The organism is Methanothermococcus okinawensis IH1 (assembly GCF_000179575.2).
Classification (GTDB): domain Archaea; phylum AGJL01; class Methanococci; order Methanococcales; family Methanococcaceae; genus Methanofervidicoccus; species Methanofervidicoccus okinawensis.
Map to the genome: position 1 here is coordinate 561,819 of NC_015636.1, position 22,842 is coordinate 584,660.

The 22,842-nt window shown below is 30.7% G+C and carries 19 protein-coding genes and 2 tRNA genes; 10 read left to right on the forward strand and 11 right to left on the reverse strand.

The features are described 5' to 3' along the window. Nucleotides 1-51 precede the first annotated feature (51 nt). Nucleotides 52-1,689: a thermosome subunit alpha gene (gene thsA, locus METOK_RS02775; RefSeq protein WP_013866722.1), complete on the forward strand. Its 1,638-nt coding sequence runs from the start codon at nucleotides 52-54 to the stop codon at nucleotides 1,687-1,689. Nucleotides 1,690-1,804: 115 nt separating this feature from the next. Here thsA and METOK_RS02780 read toward each other — a convergent pair whose 3' ends face one another. Further along, complete coding sequence (locus METOK_RS02780; protein ID WP_013866723.1) at nucleotides 1,805-3,130, reverse strand: prephenate dehydrogenase; 1,326 nt, start codon at nucleotides 3,128-3,130, stop codon at nucleotides 1,805-1,807. 229 nt (nucleotides 3,131-3,359) lie between these two features. Between METOK_RS02780 and METOK_RS02785 the strand changes: the two genes are divergently transcribed. From METOK_RS02785 to hmdC, 5 genes are all read left to right on the forward strand, one after another. Beyond that, a tRNA-Cys gene (locus METOK_RS02785) sits at nucleotides 3,360-3,433 on the forward strand. A 218-nt stretch (nucleotides 3,434-3,651) separates the two neighbouring features. Further along, complete coding sequence (gene hmd, locus METOK_RS02790) at nucleotides 3,652-4,716, forward strand: 5,10-methenyltetrahydromethanopterin hydrogenase (protein WP_013866724.1); 1,065 nt, start codon at nucleotides 3,652-3,654, stop codon at nucleotides 4,714-4,716. A gap of 82 nt (nucleotides 4,717-4,798) precedes the next feature. Then, nucleotides 4,799-5,842, forward strand: a complete 1,044-nt coding sequence (hmdB, locus tag METOK_RS02795; protein ID WP_013866725.1) for a 5,10-methenyltetrahydromethanopterin hydrogenase cofactor biosynthesis protein HmdB — start codon at nucleotides 4,799-4,801, stop codon at nucleotides 5,840-5,842. A 17-nt stretch (nucleotides 5,843-5,859) separates the two neighbouring features. After that, the gene (locus METOK_RS02800) at nucleotides 5,860-6,435 is read left to right on the forward strand and encodes a hypothetical protein (RefSeq protein WP_013866726.1); all 576 of its coding nucleotides are present in this window, start codon (nucleotides 5,860-5,862) and stop codon (nucleotides 6,433-6,435) included. Next, the gene (gene hmdC, locus METOK_RS02805; RefSeq protein WP_013866727.1) at nucleotides 6,435-7,970 is read left to right on the forward strand and encodes a 5,10-methenyltetrahydromethanopterin hydrogenase cofactor biosynthesis protein HmdC; all 1,536 of its coding nucleotides are present in this window, start codon (nucleotides 6,435-6,437) and stop codon (nucleotides 7,968-7,970) included. The genes METOK_RS02800 and hmdC overlap by 1 nt, the downstream gene beginning before the upstream one ends. A gap of 168 nt (nucleotides 7,971-8,138) precedes the next feature. Here hmdC and METOK_RS02810 read toward each other — a convergent pair whose 3' ends face one another. From METOK_RS02810 to METOK_RS02830, 5 genes are all read right to left on the reverse strand, one after another. Then, nucleotides 8,139-9,329 carry an RNA ligase gene (locus METOK_RS02810; RefSeq protein WP_013866728.1) on the reverse strand — a complete coding sequence of 397 codons (1,191 nt, stop codon included), beginning with the start codon at nucleotides 9,327-9,329 and terminating at the stop codon, nucleotides 8,139-8,141. 72 nt (nucleotides 9,330-9,401) lie between these two features. Beyond that, complete coding sequence (locus tag METOK_RS02815) at nucleotides 9,402-10,073, reverse strand: PHP domain-containing protein (RefSeq protein WP_013866729.1); 672 nt, start codon at nucleotides 10,071-10,073, stop codon at nucleotides 9,402-9,404. Continuing rightward, entirely contained in the window at nucleotides 10,074-11,387 is a 1,314-nt protein-coding gene (locus METOK_RS02820; RefSeq protein ID WP_013866730.1) for an amidohydrolase, read from the reverse strand. Between the two features lie 91 nt (nucleotides 11,388-11,478). Next, nucleotides 11,479-11,799 (reverse strand): gamma-glutamylcyclotransferase family protein, encoded by a 321-nt coding sequence (locus METOK_RS02825; RefSeq protein ID WP_013866731.1) that lies wholly within the window; start codon nucleotides 11,797-11,799, stop codon nucleotides 11,479-11,481. Between the two features lie 65 nt (nucleotides 11,800-11,864). Continuing rightward, nucleotides 11,865-14,297 (reverse strand): DNA-directed DNA polymerase, encoded by a 2,433-nt coding sequence (locus METOK_RS02830; RefSeq protein ID WP_013866732.1) that lies wholly within the window; start codon nucleotides 14,295-14,297, stop codon nucleotides 11,865-11,867. Between the two features lie 329 nt (nucleotides 14,298-14,626). Between METOK_RS02830 and hacB the strand changes: the two genes are divergently transcribed. The 3 genes from hacB (at nucleotide 14,627) to METOK_RS02845 (ending at nucleotide 19,071) form a co-directional block, all read left to right on the forward strand. After that, the gene (gene hacB / locus METOK_RS02835) at nucleotides 14,627-15,112 is read left to right on the forward strand and encodes a homoaconitase small subunit (protein WP_013866733.1); all 486 of its coding nucleotides are present in this window, start codon (nucleotides 14,627-14,629) and stop codon (nucleotides 15,110-15,112) included. A gap of 147 nt (nucleotides 15,113-15,259) precedes the next feature. Beyond that, nucleotides 15,260-17,044, forward strand: coding sequence for a ribosome biogenesis/translation initiation ATPase RLI (locus tag METOK_RS02840; protein ID WP_013866734.1), 1,785 nt, complete (start codon nucleotides 15,260-15,262; stop codon nucleotides 17,042-17,044). Between the two features lie 335 nt (nucleotides 17,045-17,379). After that, nucleotides 17,380-19,071: an S-layer protein gene (locus METOK_RS02845; protein WP_013866735.1), complete on the forward strand. Its 1,692-nt coding sequence runs from the start codon at nucleotides 17,380-17,382 to the stop codon at nucleotides 19,069-19,071. 297 nt (nucleotides 19,072-19,368) lie between these two features. On the opposite strand, the gene METOK_RS02855 is transcribed toward METOK_RS02845, so the two are convergent. The 4 genes from METOK_RS02855 to METOK_RS02870 all read right to left on the reverse strand — a co-directional run bounded on the left by METOK_RS02855 (nucleotide 19,369) and on the right by METOK_RS02870 (nucleotide 20,801). Then, a tRNA-Met gene (locus METOK_RS02855) sits at nucleotides 19,369-19,444 on the reverse strand. Nucleotides 19,445-19,526: 82 nt separating this feature from the next. Then, the gene (locus METOK_RS02860) at nucleotides 19,527-19,712 is read right to left on the reverse strand and encodes a DUF2116 family Zn-ribbon domain-containing protein (RefSeq protein ID WP_013866736.1); all 186 of its coding nucleotides are present in this window, start codon (nucleotides 19,710-19,712) and stop codon (nucleotides 19,527-19,529) included. 22 nt (nucleotides 19,713-19,734) lie between these two features. Continuing rightward, complete coding sequence (pyrH, locus tag METOK_RS02865) at nucleotides 19,735-20,415, reverse strand: UMP kinase (protein ID WP_013866737.1); 681 nt, start codon at nucleotides 20,413-20,415, stop codon at nucleotides 19,735-19,737. 182 nt (nucleotides 20,416-20,597) lie between these two features. Further along, complete coding sequence (locus METOK_RS02870) at nucleotides 20,598-20,801, reverse strand: histone family protein (RefSeq protein ID WP_013866738.1); 204 nt, start codon at nucleotides 20,799-20,801, stop codon at nucleotides 20,598-20,600. Nucleotides 20,802-21,015: 214 nt separating this feature from the next. On the opposite strand from METOK_RS02870, the gene METOK_RS02875 reads away from it, so the two are divergent. Beyond that, nucleotides 21,016-21,612, forward strand: a complete 597-nt coding sequence (locus METOK_RS02875; protein WP_013866739.1) for a S26 family signal peptidase — start codon at nucleotides 21,016-21,018, stop codon at nucleotides 21,610-21,612. Nucleotides 21,613-21,662: 50 nt separating this feature from the next. On the opposite strand, the gene METOK_RS02880 is transcribed toward METOK_RS02875, so the two are convergent. Then, the gene (locus METOK_RS02880) at nucleotides 21,663-22,841 is read right to left on the reverse strand and encodes an NAD(P)/FAD-dependent oxidoreductase (protein ID WP_013866740.1); all 1,179 of its coding nucleotides are present in this window, start codon (nucleotides 22,839-22,841) and stop codon (nucleotides 21,663-21,665) included. Nucleotide 22,842: the final 1 nt, after the last annotated feature.

Sequence of the window (22,842 nt, forward strand, 5' to 3'; positions counted from 1 at the left end):
ATGTAAAAAATAAAAGTTTAAAATAAAAAATAAAAAAATCGAGGTGATGGCATGGCAGCAGGTCAGCCAGTAGTTGTATTACCAGAAAATGTAAAAAGATATATGGGAAGAGATGCTCAAAGAATGAACATATTAGCAGGAAGAATCATAGCTGAAACCGTAAGGTCCACACTAGGACCAAAGGGAATGGACAAAATGTTAGTTGATGATTTGGGGGACATTGTAGTTACAAATGACGGTGTAACAATATTAAAAGAAATGAGTGTAGAACATCCAGCTGCAAAAATGTTAATCGAAGTTGCAAAAACCCAAGAAAAAGAGGTAGGGGATGGAACAACAACAGCAGTAGTTATAGCTGGTGAATTATTAAGAAAAGCTGAGGAATTACTCGACCAGAATGTTCATCCAACAATTGTTATCAAAGGATACCAGTTAGCACTTGAAAAAGTTCAGGAAATATTAAAAGAAATAGCTGTTGATGTAAAAGCTGATGACAAAGAAATGTTAAAGAAAATAGCAATGACATCAATCACAGGAAAAGGTGCTGAAAAAGCTAAGGAAAAATTGGGCGATATTATTGTTGAAGCAGTTACAGCAGTTGTTGATGAAAACGGTAAAATCGATAAAGATTTAATAAAAGTAGAGAAAAAAGAAGGAACATCAGTTGATGAAACAGAATTAATCAGGGGAGTAGTAATAGATAAAGAAAGAGTAAATCCACAGATGCCTAAGAAAGTAGAAAATGCAAAAATCGCATTATTGAACTGCCCAATTGAAGTTAAAGAAACAGAAACAGATGCTAAAATAAGCATAACCGACCCTTCAAAGATGATGGAATTCATCGAACAAGAAGAAAAAATGTTAAAAGACATGGTTGATGAAATAAAAGCATCTGGTGCAAATGTTGTATTCTGTCAAAAAGGAATTGATGATTTAGCTCAGCACTATCTTGCAAAAGCTGGCATCTTAGCAGTAAGAAGAGTTAAAAAGTCAGACATAGAAAAACTTTCAAAAGCAACAGGAGCAAATATTATTACAAACATTAAAGACTTAACAGCAGAAGACTTAGGAGAAGCTGGACTTGTATCCGAAGAAAAGGTTGCTGGCGACGCAATGATATTTGTTAAAGAATGCAAACATCCAAAAGCGGTAACAATATTGGCAAGAGGCACAACAGAACATGTTGTAGATGAAGTAGCAAGAGCTATCGACGATGCAATAGGAGTTGTAGCATGCACCATAGAAGATGGTAAAATTGTTGCTGGTGGTGGAGCAGCAGAAATAGAATTAGCTATGAGATTAAGAGACTACGCAGACACAGTAAGCGGAAGAGAACAGTTAGCAGTTAGAGGATTTGCAGATGCATTAGAAGTAATTCCAAGAACCTTGGCAGAAAATGCTGGTTTAGATGCTATCGAAATGCTCGTAAATCTTAGAGCTAAACACGCAACAGAAGGCAATGCAAGATACGGATTAAATGTATTTTCAGGAGAAGTTGAAGATATGAGTGAAAATGGAGTTGTAGAGCCATTAAGAGTTAAAACACAAGCTATACAATCAGCTACTGAGTCATCAGAAATGTTATTAAGAATAGATGATGTAATAGCTGCTGAAAAATTAAGCGGTAAAGAAGCCGGTGGCGACATGGGCGGAATGGGAGGTATGGGAGGTATGGGCGGAATGATGTAAGCCCGTCACTCTCATTACTTTCTTTTTTAGAAATATATATCTATAAATCTAAATTATTGATTAAAGATGGATATAAAAATAAAATAATGAAAATAATACTTAAAATAAATAATTATTAATTATACCTATTAATTCCACCAATATTTTTTATAACTTCTAAAAATGATTTTTTCAATATCTTTAAATCATCTTTTTTATATGAATATATCCTAAATGTAACGCTTTTAAACCCATTTTTAACATTACTACCTTCATATATATCTATAATTTCAATATCAAACATACAGTTAAGCAATTTTAAAATAATGTCTAAATTTATCTCCTTTTTAAATAATATGGATATATCATAATAATACTTTTTTAAATTTTGCTCCTTCCATTCTTTTAACTCTTCATTACTCATTAGCATTACATTTGCTATATTAAGCTTTAAATCCTTTCCATTTTTATTTAAAATTATAAAATCATCAACAACATTTTTTACAATTCCAAAATGGACTTTATTGGAATATACATGCCTTAATCCAATTTCTTTACCTATTGATTTTTTAATTCTTTCGATTTCTTCTGTAATTGCACCAACAGCCTTGTTTGAATAATTCATACCCCTAATGGTTTCATTTCCAAAGTGTTTAGCAGCTTCTTTCATTATTTCTGCAAATGACTCCCTATCTTTTTTCTCTACAATTTGTTTTATGGTATTGCATTCTTTTATAAATGTTTCATGAATATGTTTTATTTGTGGATTATGCATCTGAATATCAGCATATAGGTATGGATTTTGCCCAATAATCCTTGCTATAATATTTAGCATGAGCTCATATATGGGTGAGGCATATTTTCTCGATTCTTTGATATTTATATTTAAGTCTTTTAAAGTTGCACCAAGAGCTATATAGGCATAATGGGTTAAACCCTGAACAACACCCATAATTCTATCGTGTTTTTCAGGGGGTATCACTATAACCCGAGCTCCTTCTTTTTCAAGAAACATTTTTATTTTATCAAACCATGGGTTATTTTTATGCTTTTCAGAGGGAGTTAGTATTACAACCTGTCTTTTTAAAGAGGGAGTGGATGGTCCAAACATTGGATGGGTGGGAATTACACAAACACCATCTTTTGCATATCTTTCCATGGCTCTTGCTGGAATTTCTTTTATAGAGGTAATATCCATTAAAACACAATTTTCCCGCACATATGGGGCTATTTCTTTAATAACCTTTTCAGTGATATTTATAGGGACTGCAACCATTACAATATCTCCAATTTTAGAAGCTTCAATATTGTTATTGGTATATCTTACTCCTATTTCTTTTTCGACTTTTTTGCCTTTTATTGTATCTCTTCCAGTAACAACTACATCAAAACCTTTATTTTTTAAAAATCTTGCAAACCATTTTCCTAATCCATCAGTTCCGCCAATTATTGAGATTATCATAATAATTCCTTCATATTTTTAATTTTTTATAATTTTAAATAATGTTGATGATATTCATAAAAATAATAAAAAATAATGATATATAATACCATAATAAATAATATGTAAATAATACTCACTAATGTCCATGATAAATGTATATATCTATATCTTACATTTATAATAGCATTACCAAAAAGTTTATATATTAGAATTGTATTCTTAATTTATAGAGTTAATATAATACTGTGCCAGGGTAGTCTAGTCCGGCGAGGCAGCGGACTGCAGATCCGCTTCAGAAGGGTTCAAATCCCTTCCCTGGCTTTTTGCTTTTTTAGGTTTTATGGATATTATTTTTGAATATTTTAATATTGGGTTAATATTTTTTATATTTTATGTAATTTTATATTATATATTTCAATATTAATTAATTTAATACCAGCTATAATAATTTTTTTAGATATCGTAATACTTTAAATTAGATAGATAAGTTTTTATATTATTTTATACAACATATTTATTACAAAATCTGAGGTGATATATTGAAAGTTGCTATATTAGGAGCAGGTTGTTATAGAACACATGCCGCAGCTGGAATTACAAACTTTTCAAGAGCAGCAGAAGTTGCAAAAGAAGTAGGAATACCAGAAATTGCCTTAACGCATTCATCAATTACTTATGGTGCAGAGCTTTTACATCTTATTCCAGAAATCGATGAGGTAGTAATCTCTGACCCATGCTTTGCAGAAGAGCCAGGATTGGTTGTAATTGACGAATTTGACCCAAAAGAAGTTATGGAAGCTCACTTGGCAGGAGAACCTGAAAAGGTAATGCCAAAAATTAGGGAAGCTGTTAAGGCTAAGGCAAAAGAACTTCCAAAACCACCAAAAGCAAACATTCATTTAGTTCATCCAGAAAAAGTTGGGTTAAAAGTAACCGCTGATGATAGGGAGGCAGTAGCAGATGCAGATATTGTAATTACATGGTTGCCAAAAGGGGGAAAACAGCCAGATATCATTAAAAAATTTGCAGACGCTATAAAAGAAGGGGCTATTGTAACACATGCATGCACCATTCCAACACCTAAATTCGCAAAAATCTTCAAAGACTTAGGAAGGGATGATTTAAACATTACTTCATACCACCCAGGATGTGTTCCTGAAATGAAAGGACAGGTATATATTGCAGAAGGTTATGCATCAGATGAAGCTGTCGAAAAACTTTACTGTATGGCAAAAACTGCAAGAGGAACTGCATATAAAATGCCTGCAAATTTAATCAGCCCTGTATGTGATATGGGTTCAGCAGTTACAGCAGCAGTTTATGCAGGAATATTGGCATATAGAGATGCAGTTACAAAAATATTGGGAGCTCCTGCTGACTTCGCTCAGATGATGGCTGATGAAGCTATTGCCCAAATATTGGAATTGATGAGAAAAGAAGGTATTAGAAACATGGAAGATAAATTAGACCCAAGAGCTCTAACTGGAACAGCAGACAGTATGTGCTTTGGCCCATTGGCAGACATCCTTCCAGCAGTGCTTAATGTTCTTGAAAAACATGGTAAGGATAACAAATGCGAATGCGAATGTAGTATAAAACCATAATTTATAATGGATACCTACAATAACTTTTTTTATTTTTTCCTTTTTTATTTGATATAACCATAATTTACAATTTGGTGATGTAATGGATTTTTCAAAAATAAAAAGCAATTTTCAAGATTTAAAGGATGGAAAGATTGATGCAAAACAGGGTTTAATATCAAAAGAAGATGCTTTAAATTTATTTAATATTGCACATTGGAATGATTATTTAAAATTATTCAGTATAGCCTCAGAAGTAAGGGATTATTTTAAAAAAGAGATAGAAATTACATCAACGATACATATTACGAACATCTGCAAGGTTAATCCAAAATGTTTATACTGCGGTTTTGCCGCTGGAACTTCAAAAGAGGGATACTACACACCATTTAGAATATCCGATGAGGATATAAAAAAATCTGCCATTGCAATAGAAAAAAGCGGGATATGTCGTGTAAGCTGCTCATCTGCCCATGGTTATGAAGGGGAAGAGGTATTAAGAGCTCTAAAAATAGTTAAAGAAAATACTAATTTGGAGGTATTAGTAAATGCAGGAGCAGATTTAACAGAGGAATCAATAGTGGAAATGAAAAAATACTGCATAGACACCATTTGCTGTAATTTAGAAACTACAAACAATGAACTATTTGAAAAAATAAAACCTGGGGAAGAGTTGGAAAATAGAATAAAGGTTTGTAAGCTGGTTAAAAAATACAATATAGAACTATCATCAGGTTTATTGGTAGGGGTTGGGGAAAGTTATGAGGATAGAGTAAATCACCTACTATTTTTAAAGGACCTCGGTGTAGATGAAATACCTATAATGGGTTTTAATCCCTATAAGGGCACACCTATGGAAAATCATCCAAGATGTTCCTCATTGGAACAGGCAAAAACTATCGCAATTGTAAGATTGATGTTTCCAAATATACGAATCACATCACCAACTCCAACAATAGGGGCTGAGCTCATGCAGTTTGCACTATTTGGAGGAGCAAGTAATATAGCAACAGTTATACCTGATAACCATCCCATGAATATAAAAGGGGTGGGTAATCCAAAAACGGGAAATTTAAAAGAGGTAATTAAAATGATTAAAGAACTTGGATTAACGCCTAAATTAAAGAAGGATATGGCGAGAAATTAATAAAAAGCTGGGATATTATGAAAGTGGGCATAACTAAGATGTATGCAGATATTGCAAAAATAATTGGCATTGAAAACTACGATGTAGTCAATCCATACAACAACAAATTAACAGAATATTATGACTTACTTATTATTTCAAAGGGGTATAAAGAAAGGGTGAAAAAATTAAATCCTTATCCCATTTTTGAAATAAAATCCGCCACTTTTGATGATTTAATTGATAGCTTAAATGGACTAAAAAGATTGAATATCGGAGCTCCTAATAAAATAGATAAATATATTGAAACAATCCAAAAAAAGAAAAATGAGATTAAATCCCTAAAATACCCTAAAAATGTAAAAATCAACTCAAAAACGGAATTTATAAAAAAAATTATAGCTGATTTGGGGCTTAATATCTCAGATGATGGCATTTTAATAATTCCTGATTATATGGTTGATAAAAATATAACTATTACAACTATCGATGAAAATGGTAAAAAAACCTATATAATGCTAAATACTCATAGATATGATTTAAATACTCTTGAAAGAATTGAAGATAGGTATTTATCTATTATAAAGTCCATTAATAAATTATCGGTGGAATAATGAAAGATATAATAAAAAATGCAGTAAATGATTTGGATATCTGTTTAGAACTGAGAAAGGATGTTATTGAAAAAATAACAAAAAATAAACTATCTGAAAAGGAAATAATAGAAATAGTGGATGCAGTGGATGATTTAAGTATTGAAGAAATACAAAAACTTGGAAGTAATTTTAGAAAATTCCCACTTGGATGCGATTTAGTGGAAATGGGCATAGGTCCATGTTCTTCATCATTGACTTTAACTGAGCTCATAGAGAACTGTATATTATCGGATTATATAGGATTTCCAATACATATATGTGCCTATGCACTTGGCGATATAGCGGAAAAAGAAGGCATGACTCCATTGGAGGTTTTTAAAACAATTCATAATGCAATTGAAGTTCCAATTGATTTAGACCATTTTGGAAAATACGGAGCAATGAGATTTCCAAAAGAAATAACACATTGTATGGGGGATTGTTATTATAATGGACCCCCATTTAAAGGATGTCCAAAAGATAGAATACATAAACGACTTATTGACAAAGAAAAAAAATATTCCTATGAATTCGATGACTGGATAAAATTATCCTCTACGGTATGCGTTAATGTTGTAAGAGAACAGGGGGGAGAGGAACATGCTGCACCACTGGATGAAATGGAAATCGTTGCAGAAGCTGCTAAAAAGTATGGTAAGGGCTTGGAAGGTATATTTTATGTTGGGGATGGATATGATGATTTAATCACAGGTTTAAAATCTTGCATAGATTTAGATGTGGATGTGTTTGTTGTTGAAGGAGCTCCGTTTAATAGGGCAAAGGATAGGTTAAAAGCATTTGCAAAGGCAGTTGCAGTATCCCGTATATTGGTAAAAGGTGGAGTGGTTGCTACCAATGGGGCATATGAGGATGAATGCAGAATAGGTCTTAGAAGCGGCTTAAATGTAATACTAAGTGGTTTTAGAGGAAATCATCACGGTTATATGTGTGGTTATTCGCCAAAAACTGCCAAAAGGGGAAATTTTGGGGTTCCAAGAGTTTTAAGAATTATCAAGGAAGAGATTAAAAATAATAAATTGGATACCCATATATTGAATAGAAATATATTAAAGGCAATAGCATTGGGAAGTAAATTTTTAAACTACAAAAATGAGAGCCTAATTTATCCAAACAGTTTAGGAGGTCACTTTATTGGCGATGCTCATTGGGTAGCAGCTAAAAATAGCAATTTATATAACAATATAAATAATATATATAACAAAACCATCGATGATATAGACAATTGCAGTAAATTAGGTCTTTTAGGGGGTAGATACATAGCATGGGGAATAGCAAAGGCATTAAAACCAGATGAGGTATATATAAGCGATGCCAATAAATGGGTGGAAAAAGCCACTGTAAAGATATTGAATGATGCTAAAATAAATGCCTATGGATGCAATGGAAATGATAAAAAAGTAATGGAAAATGCCGATAAATCGATTATTACTTCATTTATTCCTGAGATAGTTTTAAGAATAAAAAATAAAATTGATGCAGAAAGTTTAATTTAAAAAACATCCTCAGCTACCCCAGGTCTCATCTTATACAGCATCAGCAGGGATGACTCTCATCATCGGATGTTATTTTTTTATTTATTTCTTTTTTGTTTTTATAATTTTTTTTCTTTTTTTATTTATTTCATATTAGTTTTTATTTATTATTATTTTAATTAAATTTATTTACCAAAGATTTCCATCCAAATGGCTTTTTATTTTGTCGTTGGTTGAATTATATATTCTTCCTATTTTAACCTTATGCATCCCATTTTCAAATTTTTGATTTTCCTTTACAACAAATGCTATATGAAGTTTTTTTAGATAATCCAAAAATTCATTTAAATCCTCTTCACTATCCAAATATATTTCAAAATCCTCTGTAATCAACTCTCCTTTTGAAATATTTTTTATACTATTTACCATTGGATAAAGTATTGATTTTCCTATGTTTTTTGCCCTTTTTTCCATTTCTTTTTCATCCTCGTTAAATTCAAACGATTGATAACCTTCCCTCACAAGTCGGCTAAACATAAAATCAATACCTAAGTCATACATATACCTAAATGCCACGGATAAATCGTTACATTGGGTATAATGAGTTGTGTATTTTATGGGGTTTATAATCATGTCAGGGTCTTTTAAAACTACTCCTTCCCTTTTTTTATCATTCAAAGTCAGTATTATTTTTTTTATATGTTCAATATCTTCTTTATTAAATATACCAATAGGTTTCACATATGGGAGCTCATATTTTTGTAGGAGCTCCTCCTTTTCACTTATTGAAAGTGGTTTATTTGTTTCCCTATATCTTACATCAAATATATAAAATCCTAAATTCTCAATAATTTTAGTTTTTTTATTATTATTTTTATCACTTTTAATTAATATATTATTTACTTCTGGATAATAATGGGGAACATAGGGATTATTTAACCCTATCATCTCACCGCAAAGCATTAAATTAGGATAATCATCCAATATATTAACATTTAAAAATTTTAACGCCTTTTTTGTAGTAAATGGGCAAATTCGACCTCCTCTCGTAATCGCCATAACTTTATTGTCAATTTTTGTTATTCTAACATTGTATCCATCTAATTTTTCTTCTACAACGATTTTATTAATAAAATAATTTTTTAATGTAGGATAAAGCATCATAGCACGCCTTATTTTTGGATATCCCATTACAATATCCATATTATTATTTAAAAATAAAACAGTCCCCCTTTCAATATGTCTTAGTTTCTTTTTAAATAATAGATATTTTTTGTTATGATACATATCAAAAGAAATTATTTTTCTTTCAAATGCCTTTTTTATATCCACTTCATCCAACTTTAACCTTTCCGAGACTTTTAAAATATCAATATCCATAAAAATCACAATAATATATTTTATAATATAACATATTATGGCCTATCTTTCTCCATATATCTTTATACTGTTTTATATTTTATTTTTTATAACACCCCATTTCCTCAATTTTTTAGATAATTTGCTAAAAAACAGGATATTTAATGGAGTTCCCAATTTTGCATAATAGTTTAATCCATCCCCAATATTATTGTTCTTTTTTAATACCCTTAAAAACTCCTTTGGATTATCTTTATCAAATTCATCGACTTCCATATATGCATTGCCGAGCTCCCATGGAAAATGGGAATCGCTACCAACACCCATTAATAAATTGTTTATTTTAGCATATTCATAAGCCATAATATTTGGTTCTTCCTCTATGCATCTACTGTTAAAAACCTCAACAATATCCACCTTTTTAATAAAATCCTTATTATTCAATATATCAAATCTACATAATGCCCTTCTTCTCCTACCATCAAATGGATGAGGTAAATAAATCAATCCACCCTGCTCTTTTACCCTGTCCATAGCCTCAAAGATATCCTTTTCATTTACCTGTTCGTTTAAAAATGCTCCAATAAATTCTCCTTTTTCTGTGGCTATCTCTTCACCAGGAATCCCAAAATCCACCTTTGTTAATAAATTGTGGTCTGCTATAATTGGAAATATTTTTTTTACAGAACATACCTTTTTCAGAACTTTTATAGGATTTATTGAACAGTTTGAACAAATTGTATGGACATGCATATCAACTTTCATTTAGTTTTCACCAATGTTGAATTTTTCCTTTATTATTTTATCTATTTTCTTATAAACATCATTTAAAAATTTATCCCCGAATATGAATTTTTTGTTTTTTAGTAATACCTCTCCATTTACTATTACGGTATCTACATCATTTCCATTTGCAGAATATACAATATTTGATTTTATATTATTCACAGGTCTTAAATGTGGTGAATTGATATCCAACAATACAATGTCATTATTTTCAAATCCCAATATTTCACTATTAAAAACCATATTTAAAACAGTATCAACATCCCCTACTGTTGGGTCCCATCTGTGTGCCTTGTGAAGTAATGCGGTAATTTTCATCTCTTCCAAAATATCTAAATTGTTGTTGCTTGCAGGTCCATCTGTTCCAATAGAAACATTTACGCCCTCATTTAACATCTCCACAAGTGGCATAACACCCCCGCTGGCAAGTTTCATATTACTTCCAGGACAGTGAGATACCTTCACATTATGCCTTGCAAGTTTTTTTACCTCATCCTTCGTAATCCATACAAGGTGAGCTCCTATTACATTGCTATCCAATACCCCAATATTTTCCAAGTATTCAACGGGCCTCATTTTTATGTTATTTTCCATCTCAACTACTTCATATCTTGTTTCAGATATATGAGTGTGCAATAATATATTGTATTCATCGGCTATCTCTTTACATTTAATATATGTTTCCTTAGAGCAGGTATATGGAGCATGTGGAGCTATCGCTGGTTTAACTATCTTTTCATTCTTATGTTTTTTTATAAAATTCTCAGCCATCTTCAAAAGTTTGTTTAGGTCTTTACTTTCAGGAGTTCCAAAATCTATTATCGGAAAACCTATTACTCCCTTTAACCCTATCTGTTTTGTGGCATTCATAATCTCTTCTGAAAAAAAATACATCTCATTAAATGAGGTAATACCAAACCTCAACATTTCAAGGCATCCCAAAAGGGAACCATAATAAACATCTTCTTCTGTTAATTTTGCTTCATTAGGCCATATTTTTTCATTTAACCAATTTTGCAAAATCATATCATCGGCAATTCCTCTTAAAAGTGTCATTGGTATGTGAGTGTGAGTATTTGTTAATCCAGGCATTGCACATTTATTTTTTCCATTTATTATTTTTAAATCATTCTTATTTAGGTTTTCCTTTTTAACTAAGTTTTTTCCAATTATAATTTTAGTTATGTTTTCATTTTCATTTTCATACTCTTTTTTTATTAGAATATCAACATTTTTATATACATTTAGCTTTTTATCAACCACATAATCTAAATTTTCTACCAATATCGTCATGCTATCACTAAATTAAAAAAGAATAAATAATAAAATAAATTATGAAATATAAATATAATAAGTTAAAGTTATAAAATAAAATATAAAAACATTAATTTCTTATATATACACATACTTCATATTTATTTCCTTCATCATCGTAGGCGTGGGTTTTTCTTCTAAGATAATATACCCCTTCATCTTCGTAGTCATCAAATATCTTTAATTCATCCTCGGATATATCAAAAAGAATAATGCCATCAACAGTTTTTCTTTTTTCTTTTATTTCTTCTTTTACCCCATAATACCCTATATTTTTATCAAAAAATTTTTCATACCCAATTATTTTTCCTTTTTTCATTTTTGGAACCCTATTTATCAATTCCTTTAACCTATCCTTTTTCATCAATTCTCCATAGGCAAATACATTCATATTATCCCTTAAATTATCCTTAAATTATTATTATCATTATCATTATATCTATAAATTTATATAAATTATTCCATTAAAAATCCTTCCAATGTAATTTGTTTATCAACATTCCTGAGCTCATCCTTTGAGATTCCCAATGATTCCATTATTCGCAATACAGGCGGTAAAATTTGATTATCTATATAATAGGATGTATCGTAATCCTTTGCATCCTCTGGAAGAACAGCCCTTTCACTTATGGATTTATTGCCGCTGGTTATTATATAACCGATTACATCACCTATATTTAATCTCCCGCCTTTTTTTAATATTTTTTTGGCTACTTCAACATGCGGTGCTGTGGTTTTATATTCGTTAATATCCTTTGTAAGCTGAGTGTATATTATCAAATCCTTTTTATCAATTTTTCCATTTTTTAAATCAGTTATTATATTTTTTATAATATTTTTAGCCTTTTCAACATTCCCTTCTTTTAATAAGATTTCTAAAACTGCTTTTTGAGTTTTCTTTGCAATATTAGACCAATCTCTTCTTACAAATTCCAATCCTTTTATAGTTATTTTATCGTTTTCATCGATAAGTGCATATCTCTTTTTTGTGATAAATATGCCTCTTTTATAGTATCCTTCGAATTCTAACTCCATATCTTTTGGTAGTTTTTCATTTATTTTATTTAAAAATTCATAGGTTTTATTTAATAATGTCTTTTTATCGCTATTTTCATTCAATACAGCGTATAAACCATCAGTATCGGCATAAATTACTTTAAATCCGTATTTTTCTGCCTCCTCAATGGTTTTTTGAATATAAGTTCTGCCTAAATGTGTGATTACCTCCGCACATTCTTTTGAATACCACCGAGCTCGCGGATAAGCCATATATCCATAATGACTATTTGCAAGTATCTTCAATGATTTTTGTTCATAATTAAGTAGTTTATAATATTCGTTATAATATTTGTTATTCTTGCTGTTAAGTTCTTTCTTTTCGGTATCTTTTTCCTTTAATATTTTTTTAATTGTTTTTCTCCTTTCAATTAAGTTCCTCAATACCATAGGGATAAGTCCAATTCTTTTTTTACAAAACCAGTGTCCAAGTATCTTTTCAGACATATCCTCACAGCATTTACAATCTATGGTGTCTGGGCTTATGTTGTAGCTTATTATAATGGAGGGATACAGAGCTCTGAAATCCATGCTAACAATATTTTCATGCATGCCTTTAATTGGTTCTTTCACATAACCTCCTTCATAATATTCCCTTAATCTCTTTTGATATTCTCTATTTGAAGGTCTATTTGGAGCTAAAAAGTTATTTTTAAATGAATGTTTTAATAAAAGATATTCAACCATTTGACTACTTCCCATCCTGCTAACTTCAAATAGCGTCTGATTTACAATTCTTGAAAACATCACTTCCAACGGCAAAAAATACTCCCCAATTTTATAGGTGTAATAGGCATCTTGGAATGAGTATTCAACGAGATTTTTATCCATATTATTCCAAAGATTTGATATATTTTGATGCCCCACTTCTAACTTATGCACCCCAAAGAGCTCATAACTCACATCCTCCAATTTATAAGTTGTTAGATTTAACGTCCTTCTTGCTATTGGATATAAATCAATATGCACCTTTCCTGGAATGTAGCTTCTTAAATGGATTCCTCCTCGTGAAATCTTTATTTTTTGTTTATGTTTCTGTGTTTTTGTTTTTTTTCCTATTTCTGTCTTTTTATCATCATTACCTGTTTTGTCAAAAAATACATTTATTCCAAGATTCTCAGCCCTTCTCTTTAAATAAGGAAAATCAAAGTTATCTCCGTTATAGGTGTAAATTATATCGTAATCTTTTAGTATGTCAATAGTTCTTTTTATGAGCTCCGATTCATCCTTTACCAATTCCATATATTTATGCTTAAAAGGTTTGTAGGTTATTACTTTTTTTAAGTCCTTTGAACAAAAACTTGTCATTAAAATGGGATTTTTCTCTGGATTGGGTTCTCTACCTTCGCAATACACCTCCATATCAAAGGAAATAGTTTTTAATTCTGGAAGGTTATTATTTATTATTGTCCTTCTATTTTTATCCTCAAAATTGTTATAATAAGTCGTTGGAATTATATCACTATCTATTAAATATCTCTTTGTAAATGGAATGTCATGTTCATATATCTCTCCGAGCTCCTTTAATACCCTCAGTTTTGGGACATCTTTTGGATATCTCACTGTGATTTTTGTAAAGTTTCTTTCGATTATCCGATTTTTTGAGTCGTTGAGATTGCTGTTTATAATTATTTTTCTTACACTTTCAAGATTTTCGACATAATTTAAGAGATTTTTATTATCATCATTACTTAAAAAATCATTTATCTCTTTTGTAGTGGCATCTACATAAAAATATGGTTTAAAATCTCTTTCCTTCAAAACTTTGTTTATTAAATATAAGTAAATACATTTATCTTCTGAATCATAATTTACATCAATAAGGGCATCCATGCTTACACCAATAAATAATATAAATAATAATAAAAAATAAATACCTGTATTAATAATAATAAGGTTATAATAATCTGTTCATAATAAATTGAATATTGAATTTAATATAAGTAATTAAATATTCCTTCCTAAAATTAAAATTTGATAATACTTTTATTTCTATGATTTTTTTATTTTTTCTATTTTTTATTTTATTTAAATTATTAAATTATTAATAATTAATATATTATTATATATTATTTTTATATATTCTTTATACATTTTTATATTATAAATTTATATCACTTTAAGTAATCCAAAAGTTATGATTTTTAAATATAGGTGATTTTATGATAATAAAAGGAAATGTTCATTTATTTGGCGATGATGTAGATACCGATGCTATAATTCCAGGAGCATATTTAAAAACAACAGACCCCTATGAGCTCGCATCACACTGCATGGCTGGTATTGATGAAAACTTTCCAAAAAAAGTTAAGGAAGGGGATATAATAGTTGCTGGTGAAAATTTTGGCTGTGGTAGTAGTAGAGAACAGGCTCCAATTTCCATAAAATATACAGGCATTAAGGCTATTGTTGCCGAGAGTTTTGCAAGGATATTTTATAGAAACTGTATAAATATAGGACTTATTCCAATTACATGTAAAGGCATAAATAAGGAGATACAGAACGGAGATAGTATAGAAATTGATTTGGAAAATAAAAAAATAACAGTTAATGGTAAAAAGCTAAATTGCAATGTTCCAAAAGGTATAGAATGGGAAATATTAAGTGCTGGTGGATTGGTAAATTATGCTAAAATGAATAAGGAATAAAAATATAAAAACAAAAGAAAATAAGATAAAAATTAAAAGAAAATTAAAAAAAGAGCATATAAAAAATAAAAAAAATGGAGAAATAAAAAAATCAAATAGGGTCAATAAATTAATAATTAATAATATTAAACGATAAATGGTGATGTAATGGCAGATAGATTGGCCATTTTAGATTATGATAGATGTCAGCCGAGAAGATGTTCCTTAGAATGTATAAAATACTGCCCCGGCGTTAGAATGGGGGAAGAAACCATAGTTATGGATGAAGACCTTGGAAAACCAGTGATTTCAGAAGAATTATGTAGCGGATGTGGTATATGTGTAAAAAGATGCCCCTTTGAAGCCATCACAATTATAGGTCTTCCAGAGGAGCTCACCGAAGATAAGATAGTGCATTCCTACGGTAAAAATAGGTTTAGACTATATGGGTTAATAGCTCCAAGAGAAGGAGTAGTTGGTATATTGGGACCAAACGGTGTTGGTAAATCCACAATACTTAATATATTAAGCGGAGCTCTTATACCAAATTTAAATGATTTCAATGAAGAGCCGAATTATGACAAGGTAATAAAATACTTCTCAGGGACCGAGCTCCAAAAATATTTTGAAGATTTAAAAAATGGAAATATTAAACCTGTCCATAAACCACAGTATATCGATGTCCTTCCAAAGGTTGTAAAAGGAACTGTTGGAGAATTATTAAAAAAGGTAGATGAAAAGGGATTATTTAACGAAATAATAGATGTTTTGGAAATAAAAAACATACTCAATAGAACATTAGATAATCTCTCCGGGGGTGAGCTCCAAAGGGTGGCAATTGCCGCAGCATGTTTAAGAGAAGGTGATATTTATTACTTTGATGAACCTTCGTCATGGCTTGATGTAAGACAGAGATTTAATGCTGCAAAAGTAATTAGAAAAATATCTGAAGAAGAAGGTAAAAAGGTTGTTGCAGTAGAACACGACTTAATAGTTTTGGATTATCTCTCCGACTATATACATATTATGTATGGTATTCCTTCCGCCTATGGGGTTGTAACCCATCCAAGAGGAACAAGGGTTGGAATAAATACATATTTAAATGGATTTTTAAGAGAGGAAAATATAAGATTTAGAAAAAATCCTATTGTATTTGAAAAAAGACCTCCTGCAAATTATTCAAATAGACCATTGCTTTTGGAATATTCAAAGGTTACAAAAACCCTTGGTGAGTTTAAGCTGTCTGTTGAAGGCGGAACAATACACAGAGGGGAGGTAATGGGGATATTAGGACCAAATGGTATAGGTAAAACAACATTTGTAAAAATACTTGCTAAAATTATCAAACCTGATGAAGGTAATGTTTCAAGTGGAGATATAAAAGTATCGTATAAACCGCAGTATATCTCATCCGATTACGATGGAACGGTTAGAGACCTATTGATGAGTATAACAAATATAAATACTTCATTTTATAAATCTGAGATAATAAAACCGTTGAGTTTGGAAAAAATAATGGACTTTGATGTGAAAGATTTATCTGGGGGTGAGCTCCAAAGGGTGGCAATTGCAGCATGTTTAAGTAGGGATGCCGATATATATTTAATAGATGAACCTTCGGCATTTTTGGATGTGGAGCAGAGGTTAAATGTATCAAGGACAATAAGGAGAATGGCAGATGAAAAGGATGCAGCAATGTTTGTAGTGGACCACGATATATTATTCCAAGACTATATATCGGATAGATATATAGTATTCAGCGGTGAGGTCGGTAAAATTGGAAAAGGTTCTTCACCATTGGATAAAAGAAGCGGTGCAAATAAATTCTTAAAGGAAATGAATATAACATTTAGAAGAGACCCCGACACAGGAAGACCAAGGGTCAATAAAGAGGGAAGTCAGAGGGATTTATATCAAAAAGAAATTGGAGAATACTACTATGTGGATGAGTAATTATAAAAATATTAAATATATTTAAAAATATATAAATAGTAGATTTTATATTATTGGAGATATTTAAAGAAAAACTTAAACACCAAAATAACTTTATATATTAATCAATAGATATTTGTTTTAAATTCTTTAAAAAGGTTGCAAATATTTGCAACTAATTATTTTTTAAAAATATCTGTTTTTACATAATATTAGATATATACATAAGATATAATTAACTTCTTAGACCTGAAACTATTGTTAAAACTGTTTCAGATGATAAAGTATATATAGTAAAAATACAAAGTGTTATTTGTAAAAAATTAAATACTCAAAAAATTTTAGGGTGAAAAAATATGGCTATGAGTTTAAAGAAAATTGGAGCAATGGCTATTGGAGGAGCTATGGTAGCTTCCGCATTAGCAAGCGGTGCAATGGCAGCAGCTACAACATCAGGAGATGTTGCAGGATTTATGAAAAATGCAGTTAAAGACGGACAACCAAATGTAGATGTTGTAGTAGGTTCAAACGCAGCAGCAATGGATGTTGTTTCAGCAGCTGATATTGCAGCAAAAATCGGTTCAATGTGCTACAAAACAGGAGCTGTTGAAGACGGTAGTGCTGATTTAGGTGTTCATGTTTCATCTGAAACTGATTTAACCCAGGATTTAAATGCAGTATATGCTGCTGGTGACAAATTTTTAGTATTTACTACTCCAAAAAGAGATTACACAACAGGATTGGGAACAAATGCAATATTAGGTGGGATTGTTGATGATGCACCTACTAAAGCAATTCAACCATTATCAAGATTACCAACATTGATAAGAAATAAAGACATAGACCCTGATGATATTAGCACAGATACATCCGCAGATGCAGCAGAGTTCTTATTAGCATCAGTTCTTAAAAACGGAAAAGACGACTATACCGTAGATACAGGAGACTTGGTATATGGTACATTGGCATTCCAAGATGGACAGTCAACAATAACAAAATTACAACAATTATCAATCGGTATGGAAATCCCATTATTAGGTGAAAACTACAGAATTGTAGATACAGATGATAATAAAATATATTTAGGTAAAGAAGCATACTCTGGCAATATCAAAGAAGGAGAATCCTACGATTTAGGAAATGGATACACCGTAAAAGTTAAAAGTGTATTAATACCAATCGGAGGAGGAAATCCACAAGTAGATGTTGCAATATTAAAAGATGGAAAAGAAGTTGCATCCAAAGATGACCGAGCACCATTTGAATTAAGAAGCGGAGATGTTGGAGTAGATGTATATGATGCATATCAAGATGTTGGTGGAAACTATGGATACGCATCATTAATAATTACAAAAGATGTAAAAGGTTACGAATTAGGTAAAGAATTCACAAAAGATTGGAAAATATATGGATTAACTACTGATGCAGCAGGTGCAGCAGCTACTAAATTAGTTTTAACAGATAATGACTTATCAGAAGGAGCTGTTCCAGCCGGTGCAAAAGAAAAACCAATATCTGACAAAAACACAGGAATACCATTATACGGTTTAGCATTAAAATATACAGGAGATAAAAAAGATTCATTAAAAGACGGAAGTGTTGTTGACTTCGTAAGTGATTATGCAAGTTTAAAATTCACCGACGACGATACAGCAGGTAAATTATTTACAGAATACGAAATGGATGTATCAAAAGACGCTACATTAGATGTTGGACAAAAAACATCAGTATTAAATGCAGACATTACATTAAATGACCTTAAAGCAAATGCACAGCAAGCAGTTCCAGTAACAGCACCAATTGCAAAATTAGATACAGAAGTATCATTAGACAGTGCAGACAAAAACTTAATCTTAGTTGGAGGCCCAGTTGTAAACAAATTAACAAAAGAGCTCCAGGATGAAGGTAAAGTTTCAATCGACAACAACAGCCCAGCAACATTGGCTGTTGTTGATAACGCAGCAAATGGAAATGATGTTTTAGTTGTTGCAGGTGGAGACAGAGACAAAACAAGAGAAGCTGCATTAGACTTAATTAAAAACTACTAAATTCTTTCTTTTTCTTTTTTTTCATTAGATTATATTTATTAATTTAGATTTATAGATTAAAAAGAATAAAAAATAATATTACAATATTTAGCAAATAATAATGGAAATATAAAAAACTTTATCGGAGCTCCGATAATAAGCTTATAATCATTACCCAAATAACTAATCATTAAAAATAGGTAGCGGGGCGAAGATTCAAACGCAACTTTTAGAAAAAGTTGCATCAAAAATCCAACCTCGCTTCGCTTCGGTTGGAGCCTAAAAATAACTACAATTAAACTAATCATTAAAAATAGGTAGCGGGGCGAAGATTTGAACTTCGGATCTCCGGGTTATGAGCCCGGCGGGATGGGCCTGGCTACCCTACCCCGCTTCTTTAACTTAGTCGCAAAATAAAGAAGTAATATATAGTATATAAAGTTTGTTGTTATGTGTTATAATCAATCACAACTGCATTATTTAAAAAACATCATAACAACATAAATTGCCAATATTGCAATCATCATAATAAAAAACATTTGCTGATTCCTAACTATTTTTTTTCTCTTTTTTAAATATTCTTCTCTGCATTTCTCAGAGCAAAATACTTCATCAGGTGGGATGGATATTCCACAATTCAAACAATGTTTATGTTTTTCCATAAAATATCACCAAAATTATTTTTTACTTTGGAACTATAACAGTTCCATGATGCTCACCAGTTATAGCATTTAGTATTTCCTCCGGAGCTCCTTCAATTACCAAAGTTTTTAATTTTGCTCTATCTATAATTTTAGATGCAAGTGGGTCAATTATAGATGAAGAACCTGCTGCTATTGAAGAATTACATGTAATATTTAAGAGCTCCTTTGTAGTCATTTTAGTAAGTTTTTTTGCATCATTATATTTTCTCGGGTCTTTATCATAAACGCCATCAACATTTGTAGCTATAACCAATAAATCTGCATTAATATATTCAGCAAGTGAAGCTGCTACTGCATCTGTTGTATGTGCAGGATGAGTTCCACCCATAACAACGATTTTATTTAAATTTAAAATCATTTCAGCTTCTTTAAAGTTTTCAGGAACCTTCTTTACAACATAGTTTCCAAGGGCAGACATCAAAAGCATGCTGTTCATTCTTGTGGCAAGTATGCCTATTTCATCACAGAAAGCCTCATTTGTAAATTCTCTTGCAATAGAAATGTAATTTCTTGCAGTATTTCCTCCACCTACCACTATACCCAATTCATTGCCCATATCCTTTATCTTTTTAAATACCTCAGCGTATTCTTTTAACTTATCTACTGATGCACCTTCTTTTGGCATTACAACAGAACCGCCCAATGCAAAAACTATCTTCATATTTAGACCTCAATTAATTTTATAAAGCAGCTATAATTTTCACATAATTAAAGTTAAATTATTCTAAAAATTCTATAAACCATTATCATATAAAAAATTATATATAATGCAAAATTACAAAATTATAAAAATTAAATTCTTAAAAAATAATAAAATAGAATAATAATTATAATGTAAATATCTTACATTTTTAATGCCATTTTTACATCTTCAGCTTTTACTGTTTTTCTACCAGCATGTTTTGCTAATTCTGCGGATTCTTTTGCAATATCCATTGCAATATCTTCTAAGGCTTCAACTAATACCTTAGCTGCTTCTTCACTTACTCTTTCAGCACCTGCTTTTTTTAATATTCTTACTACTGGTGCAACTGGAAGTTCTGCCATTATATCACCTCATGATTTTATGGATTTATCTTTGGACTAAGATATATATAAATCTTTCGGAAATAATCTATATACATCTTTTATATCTAAATACAAGGGAGACTATTATATATTATATCATCTGAAAATTTGAAAAATTAGATAAAATGTTTAATATTTATAAGTGATAATTATATAATAAATAATAAAAAAATATAATAAAAAAATAAATTTGGTGATAAACATTAACAATAAAAGATTTAACAAAAAGGATATCATTGAATGGGCGGTTTTTTTAATCGTGCTATTAACGGTTTGGAGCCATGTAAATGTTGTCGTATCAAACAGTATGTATCCAATAATGGAAAGAGGAGATTTTGTAATTGTAGAAAATGCAAATTGGGAATTTAACCCAAATAATGTGCAGGTTGGAGATATTGTTGTATATAAAGCACATTGGCCAAAGTATAAGGAAAATTATATGGATTATATGGTTAAAATAAATAATAAAACCTTAATTGTATTTAGTGGAAATAAAGTTGAACCTGTAATACATAGAGTTATTGAAAAAGTAAAAATTAATAACAGTAATTACATCATAACAAAAGGAGACAATAATCCCACCTATGACCCAGAGCTCATATCCACAAATCAAATAAAACAAAGGGTTGTAACTATAAATGGAAAACCATTGGTAATTCCCCATGTTGGTTATATCTCAATACTTCTAAAAGAATATGTATGGTTGGTAATATTACTTATCGTATTATGGTATGTGTATGATTATTTAAAAAAAGGTAAGAAAGAAAAGGAAGATTTATCTAAAAAATAATAAAAAATAAAAATAATAATACATGTTAAAAATAATAAAAAAGAAAAAACTTATATAATCTCTTTAAAATATTTCAATAATGAAGGAGCATTTTTAACAGCCTTAAATGCTATCTTTTTTACATCCACTTCTTCTAACTTATCATCCATTGCATCAGCCAGTGCATTTAATTCTTTTTCAGTTAATTTTTGAAGAATATTCTTATATCTGAGCTCAGTCATTAAGGTATCATAATACTTTTCCTTCCATTTATTTTCATATTCAATTAATGCATCTACGCTACAATTGTTATTTTTGATACATTTTGCCGCTACTTCACCAGCCATAGAACCGCAACTCATGGATAAATAGATTCCTCCACCAGATAAAGGACTTATTTGTCCTGCGGCATCTCCAACAACTATTATATTATCATCCACAGTTTTTTCTATTGGTCCTCCAACCGGAGCTCCTCCACATTTAAATTCTATTGGTGTGGCATCTTTTAATCTTCCTTCCAAAATAGGATGCTCTATAAATTCATTCAAATAATCAATTGCCTTTTTATGTTTATCAATTACGCCTAAACCAACATTTGCAGTATCTCCCTTTGGAAATATCCAAGCATATCCTTTTGGGGATATATCTCCAAAATAGAATTCCATCATTTCGTTATCAAGTAATTTAACATTCGTCATCTCATATTCTGCACAGGAACACACTTGGGTGGGAATTTTTTTAGACTTTAACCCTGCCATTTCAGCAACAGAACTTTCTACCCCATCTGCTGCTATAACAATTTTTGCCTTTATAATATATTCCTCACCAAGATGACTGACTATTACATCATATCCATTTCCGTTATGTTCCAAATCAACAACCCTACTTTTAACTGCCACCTTTGTTCCTACCCTTGCACTTCTTACTGCAAGGTATTTATCAAATATCTTTCTTTCCACAACATACCCATCCGTTTTTCCTCCGCTTACCTCTATTATTTTACCATTTGGAGCTACTAAATATCCACCTTTTATATGACTCCTTACAAATTGCGGGTCTGGTGTTATTCCAAAATCCTCCATCTTTGGAACAGCTTCTGCACACCTTACAGGTTCTCCAATCTCCTGAGATTTTTCAATTAATAAAGTCTTTGCTCCATTTTTAGATGCATAATATGAAGCCATGCTTCCTCCTGGACCTGCACCAACTACGACCACATCATATTCAGCATTATTTATTAACTCTCTCATA

Bases quoted from the DNA above. Each gene is read 5' to 3' on its own strand.
- METOK_RS02845 (WP_013866735.1), top strand. From the start codon at position 17,380: ATGGCTATGAGTTTAAAGAAAATTGGAGCAATGGCTATTGGAGGAGCT.
- METOK_RS02825 (WP_013866731.1), bottom strand. From the start codon at position 11,799: ATGAATGTATTTGCCTATGGAGAATTGATGAAAAAGGATAGGTTAAAG.
- hmdB (WP_013866725.1), top strand. From the start codon at position 4,799: ATGGATTTTTCAAAAATAAAAAGCAATTTTCAAGATTTAAAGGATGGA.
- METOK_RS02800 (WP_013866726.1), top strand. From the start codon at position 5,860: ATGAAAGTGGGCATAACTAAGATGTATGCAGATATTGCAAAAATAATT.
- hmdC (WP_013866727.1), top strand. From the start codon at position 6,435: ATGAAAGATATAATAAAAAATGCAGTAAATGATTTGGATATCTGTTTA.
- METOK_RS02880 (WP_013866740.1), bottom strand. From the start codon at position 22,841: ATGAGAGAGTTAATAAATAATGCTGAATATGATGTGGTCGTAGTTGGT.
- thsA (WP_013866722.1), top strand. From the start codon at position 52: ATGGCAGCAGGTCAGCCAGTAGTTGTATTACCAGAAAATGTAAAAAGA.
- hacB (WP_013866733.1), top strand. From the start codon at position 14,627: ATGATAATAAAAGGAAATGTTCATTTATTTGGCGATGATGTAGATACC.
- METOK_RS02820 (WP_013866730.1), bottom strand. From the start codon at position 11,387: ATGACGATATTGGTAGAAAATTTAGATTATGTGGTTGATAAAAAGCTA.
- METOK_RS02840 (WP_013866734.1), top strand. From the start codon at position 15,260: ATGGCAGATAGATTGGCCATTTTAGATTATGATAGATGTCAGCCGAGA.
- METOK_RS02860 (WP_013866736.1), bottom strand. From the start codon at position 19,712: ATGGAAAAACATAAACATTGTTTGAATTGTGGAATATCCATCCCACCT.
- METOK_RS02780 (WP_013866723.1), bottom strand. From the start codon at position 3,130: ATGATAATCTCAATAATTGGCGGAACTGATGGATTAGGAAAATGGTTT.
- pyrH (WP_013866737.1), bottom strand. From the start codon at position 20,415: ATGAAGATAGTTTTTGCATTGGGCGGTTCTGTTGTAATGCCAAAAGAA.
- METOK_RS02830 (WP_013866732.1), bottom strand. From the start codon at position 14,297: ATGGATGCCCTTATTGATGTAAATTATGATTCAGAAGATAAATGTATT.
- METOK_RS02815 (WP_013866729.1), bottom strand. From the start codon at position 10,073: ATGAAAGTTGATATGCATGTCCATACAATTTGTTCAAACTGTTCAATA.
- METOK_RS02810 (WP_013866728.1), bottom strand. From the start codon at position 9,329: ATGGATATTGATATTTTAAAAGTCTCGGAAAGGTTAAAGTTGGATGAA.
- METOK_RS02870 (WP_013866738.1), bottom strand. From the start codon at position 20,801: ATGGCAGAACTTCCAGTTGCACCAGTAGTAAGAATATTAAAAAAAGCA.